The organism is Limnofasciculus baicalensis BBK-W-15, assembly GCF_024178385.1.
GTDB lineage: Bacteria > Cyanobacteriota > Cyanobacteriia > Cyanobacteriales > Coleofasciculaceae > Limnofasciculus > Limnofasciculus baicalensis.
Window position 1 is genome coordinate 1 of sequence record NZ_JAMZMM010000536.1, and the last position, 3,029, is coordinate 3,029.

Here is a 3,029-nt window from a genome sequence, read left to right on the forward strand (position 1 = left end):
CCCCCTTCCCTTGCAGGGAAGGGGGCTGGGGGTTAGGTTTTAATAGTGCAAATTATGAGTATCAACTTGCCACCAACCGCAATTTACCCAAAGCTTGACTAACAAAATCTTGCAAGAAAGCCATCCGCTGATTTTGTTGGAAAACCTTTTGTAAAGTATCTCCCAATCTGTCCAAATTAAATAATTGTTCTCCTGATGTATTTTGGCTAATTTCCTGTTCTTGAAAGTATTCAATTAGACTTAAACCCGCTAATCTAGTCAGATAAGCGGCACTAACTCCCTGTACTCCTCCCCCAGCAATATAAGTGATGGCATTACTTTTGAGAATACCACCAATTGTTTGAGTAGAAAGCTCAACCAAACCTAGTTTTAACATCAAATTACCCAAAGTTTTAGCAGACGACTGAGCTTGGGATAGAGAAAACTTTTGCTGATAAATTTCACCAAGATCCCCGATTAACTGTCCGCTAATTGCCGCAGTTGCTAGTAAATCTAAAGCGGGGAGAGGATTGGCAAAAGCAGCAGCCGCAGCAATCCATTGATACTGTTCAATAATAGGCAAAGCGCGATCCCGTCTAGATTGATTCAATAGATTTTTTACTTCTACTTTCACTTGCCCTACTTTTCTAAAAGTAGTAGCCCAGACTAACTGTTGCGCTTCTTGGGTGACAATGTGACTTAATTTTTCTGTTAATATACTCAGATCCGGTTTTTGCTCCTCCATCCACTCTTGGACAGAATTATCTGCCTGATGCTGTCGCACTTTCACAGGAGCAGGGAAAGCAGAAATCCCGATTACATCCTCTCCCGTTAAAATTTCCGCCACCCGCTGACGCAATTTTTGTAATATAATCGCTCTTTCTGGTGGTAAATATTGGTCTTGCTTATTAAAAATTAGGAGAATTCGCTGACGATCTGACTTAAGTTTTTGTAAGGTTTGAAACTCGGTATCGGTTAGATCTCCACTAGTGACAAATAATAATAAATCAGCAGTGGGAGTAACCTCCTTAAGTTCATCACCAATAAATAAGGAAGGTGTATCTTGCAAACTGAGGTGTGGGGATTGTTGAGGTAACCATTGAGCAGCCAAAGCTTCAACTAAACGACTTTTCCCGACACCCTTACCACCTGTAACGGCGACTTGAATATCCTGGCGATCTAACTCTAAACTTAATTGGGCTAACCCTTCTCGCAATTGGGCAGTATTATCGAGAGCAGGAACCTCAGTTTCCAGTTTAGCGATCGCAACTTCTGTTTGTGCGATCGTCTTTTCCACCGTTTCTCTCTCCAGGGGTGAGGCGATTGGGGATAACTCAACAGTCTTAGCACCTCGCCGTTGCCATAACCATACTCCCGTACCGAGAGTAATTACTCCCCATACTCCCAACTCATCCAGACTAGCTACCGATTCGCCAAGGCTGTCAATCAGCCACAGTCCGAAGGATAGCGCAATGCCACCAACTAAAATGGGTTTCCGCAACGCAACAGCCATATTTCCCTCCGCAAGGTTACTCCCACTTCTCTATATCCTAATCTCACAGAGGTATATATAGACAGACATAGTGGGTAATTTTGCAGCAGATGTGGCAGCAGATGGGATAATGGCAGGGGATGGGATAGTGGATGGGATAACGGATAATTTATTCAGAACCCATTAGCCATTAGCCATTAGCCATTAGCCATTAGCGGTGCCTAATCCAGGTATCCTCAGAACAGAAATTAACCCCTTCCTTCTGAGTGTTCGATGTGTCACGGTTCTCATTGCTATCGTTTATTAACGCATTATGCCGCAATCTGCGACATCTAGCGAGAAGTTCTTCGAGGTTTTCTTCCATATCCTTGAGAGGAAGTAGCAGCATGTTGTATTGAGCAGGCATTCTGTTCTCCTTTGATTTATTACCTCGTCTTATTCCATTATTCCAAATCAAATCCAAAATTCCGGTTCTTAACTTTAAGGAATTGATGAAGACTTGAGCAAGACTTGATGAATTTAACTACTAGAAAAAAATAAAACTCGATCGCCAAAAACCCAAACACAAAAAATATTATTTCTTGTGTTTAGGTAATTGTGGCAAGAGACTGGGGTTGCTCACCTGAAGAGCAGCTTCTGTATCAATGCCAGTCTTTTCCCAGATTGCCTGCAAAACTGCGTCTTTATCCAATCCAGCACTAATATGAGATAAATTTTCCCCTTCAGTAGCAGCCTTAGCCTTGGTGGCGATATCAGGGTATTTACTGAAAACAGCTTTGAGAACATTGTCTCGGCATTGGTACATTGCGTCATAGCCGTTAACGCGATCGCACTGGAAGAATTGTACGGCTAATTGGTGTCCAGCTACGGCTGATTTAACAGAAGCTAAGACTTTGGCATCTCCAGTGGAATTTTCTACCATTGGCACTAAATCAGCCAAATCTTCGCCATACTCTTTGGGATTAATCCCAGTTTCTATCTTGATTTTCATAACTCGCAACTCCTCAATTGCCCCTTTCAGGCGGGGAGGTATAGCTGGTGGGGGAGTTTTGCCTGATGTTTCTTCCGAATGAGCCACTGGAAGTTTAGAGGTACACCCGAGGAAGAGGGGGGCGACGAGGAGGATACACGCTAGTTGTTTTAATTGCATTTTTATATCTGGGATTCAAACGTTGTTGGTAGAAGGCTCTGGTTGATTATGCCCAAACGGTCAAAAAAAAGATCTCATTTGAGATCTAAACCGCAGATTTTTTTATGGGCGGCGAATATTATAGGCATCCAGTCTGATTGCTTGTCCATTAGGTTATTCATGGCTGTATCCCTTGGTAGACTGCTTCTGGAACACTTAACGCTTCACAGACGCGATCGGCATCTTCCACCAGTATGACTAATAATTGATTAAAAGTCATTTGTTTCAGGAAATAGCAAATAATGACAAAACTCGCTGTGTAAATTACACCCAAATTTTATGATTTCAATCACAAATCAATGGCGATCGCATTGTCAGATCTGATCCGCTCTGGTGTTTCAGATTTAACCTGAATCTTGACGTAATAGC

The 3,029-nt window shown here is 42.4% G+C and carries 2 protein-coding genes; both read right to left on the reverse strand.

Going from position 1 to position 3,029, the window contains the following annotated elements:
- Positions 1-61: 61 nt before the first annotated feature.
- The gene (locus tag NJ959_RS27790) at positions 62-1,492 is read right to left on the reverse strand and encodes a slr1306 family protein (RefSeq protein ID WP_254015004.1); all 1,431 of its coding nucleotides are present in this window, start codon (positions 1,490-1,492) and stop codon (positions 62-64) included.
- 553 nt (positions 1,493-2,045) lie between these two features.
- Positions 2,046-2,621 carry a hypothetical protein gene (locus NJ959_RS27795; RefSeq protein ID WP_254015005.1) on the reverse strand — a complete coding sequence of 192 codons (576 nt, stop codon included), beginning with the start codon at positions 2,619-2,621 and terminating at the stop codon, positions 2,046-2,048.
- Positions 2,622-3,029: the final 408 nt, after the last annotated feature.